The organism is Methylobacterium sp. CCH5-D2 (genome assembly GCF_001556475.1).
Taxonomy (GTDB): domain Bacteria; phylum Pseudomonadota; class Alphaproteobacteria; order Rhizobiales; family Beijerinckiaceae; genus Methylobacterium; species Methylobacterium hispanicum.
Genome location: NZ_LSIX01000309.1, coordinates 1 through 474 on the forward strand (window position 1 = coordinate 1; position 474 = coordinate 474).

Annotated in this window: 1 protein-coding gene; it reads right to left on the minus strand. The window is 73.4% G+C overall.

What is annotated here, in order from left to right:
• Window positions 1–240 precede the first annotated feature (240 nt).
• Window positions 241–474: alpha/beta hydrolase fold domain-containing protein (locus AX737_RS08165; protein ID WP_156453594.1), on the minus strand; the 234-nt coding region annotated here is incomplete at its 5' end.

Consider the following 474-nt stretch of genomic DNA (forward strand, 5'->3'; position numbering starts at 1 on the left):
GGGGGAGCCTCGGCCTTCTTCTCGTCCTTGCAGGCCGTGAGCGCGAGCAGGCCGACGAGCGGCAAGACGGTGCGGATGCGCATGGGTGTTCCTCCTGATTGGCCGAAGTCGCAGTCGATGAACGCCACAGGGGAGGAGTCCGATCCTCGCAAGATCGTGGACGACCGCGGGGCCGGGGCGCGATCGCCGCGCAGGTGAGCGGATCCGACGGCCTCCGGCGAGCTCAGCCGGGCAGGGGGATCAGAGCCGGCGCCGCAGCCAGCCCGCGATCAGGTCGAGCGCGTCTGCCGCGGCCGCGATCACGCCGCCAAGCTCGATGAAGCCGTGGACCATGCCCGGATAGGTCCGCCGCTCCACCGCGACGCCCGCGGCGGCCAGCCGGTCGGCATAGGCCTCGCCCTCGTCGTGCAGCACGTCGCGGGCGCCGCCGACGAGCAGCGCGGGCGCGACGTGCTGCACGACGAGGGCGAGGCC